Below are 983 nucleotides of genomic sequence, written 5' to 3'. Positions count from 1 at the left end.
CTAGACGAGTAAGTCCTAACTGATCAGTGGTCGTATGCGATCAGGGATCGGGTGACGGGCTGGCCGGTGGCGCGGTTGTGCCAGATCGCGGCAGTCAGTGCGAGTACCCGTTGGGCGATGCGGGCGGTCACGCCGTCGATGGTGCGGCCGCCGTGCAGTTCGAGGTCCAACTGGCCTTTCAAGGTGTCGTTGACTGACTCGATGAGCTGCCGGACCGGTTTGAGCAGGTGCTGGGCCGGGTGTGGGGTTCGGTTGCGATACGACGGGCGCAGCAGCATCACTCCGCGCTCGGCCAGGAACGCGTCCAGTTCGCGGGAGATGTAGCCCTTGTCGCCGATGATCAGCAGGCCGGGCCGGTCGGTCAGCACGGACGGGTCGTGATCGAGGACGGCCATCAGCACCTGACGTTCGTCGAGTTTGGGGTTGGCCAGCGCCCACGTGATGGGGAGTCCGGCCGGGGTGCAGATCAGGTGCAGGCGCAGTCCCCAGAAGAACCGCGAGTGGCTGGAGCAGTAGCCGTAGCCGGCCCAGCCGGCGAGTTCGGAGCGTTTGGCGGCTTCCCGGGAGCGGGCGCACTCGACCGGGGTGGAGTCGACGACCCAGGTCGCGTCGGTCCACAGGTCGGTGTCGACAGCGAGCAGCCGGATGACTTTCTTGAGCAGCGGGACCGCGGTGCGCAGCCGCTTGTTGTAGCCGGATTGCTGTGGCAGGTAGGAGAAAGCGCCTGGCAGGTGGCGAGGCAGGAACCGCAGCCAGCGGGCTTCGGAACGGATGCCGAGCAAGGCTTGGGCGACTGCGAGGGTGAGCAGTTCGGAGTCGGTCAGCCGCGGTGGTCGCCCGGTCCGGGCGGGCCTGCCCAAGCAGTCATCGATCTTGACGTAAAGTGCGGTGAGAAGGGTGTTCAGGTCGGTCGTCACAAACTGATCTTGAACACCCTTCGTCCGTCTGCAGCCACCGCCCGGACTTAGGACTTACTCGTCTAG

The 983-nt window shown here is 65.7% G+C and carries 1 protein-coding gene; it reads right to left on the bottom strand.

What is annotated here, in order from left to right; translation table 11 throughout:
• Positions 1 to 23: 23 nt before the first annotated feature.
• Positions 24 to 917: an IS982 family transposase gene (locus FXN61_RS49665; protein ID WP_167980668.1), complete on the bottom strand. Its 894-nt coding sequence runs from the start codon at positions 915 to 917 to the stop codon at positions 24 to 26.
• Between the last annotated feature and the right edge of the window lie 66 nt (positions 918 to 983).

This window comes from Lentzea indica (genome assembly GCF_012184385.1).
GTDB classification, from domain to species: domain Bacteria; phylum Actinomycetota; class Actinomycetes; order Mycobacteriales; family Pseudonocardiaceae; genus Lentzea; species Lentzea indica.
The sequence above is the reverse complement of the archived record's forward strand: the minus strand, read 5'-3'. Positions and strand labels throughout refer to the sequence as shown.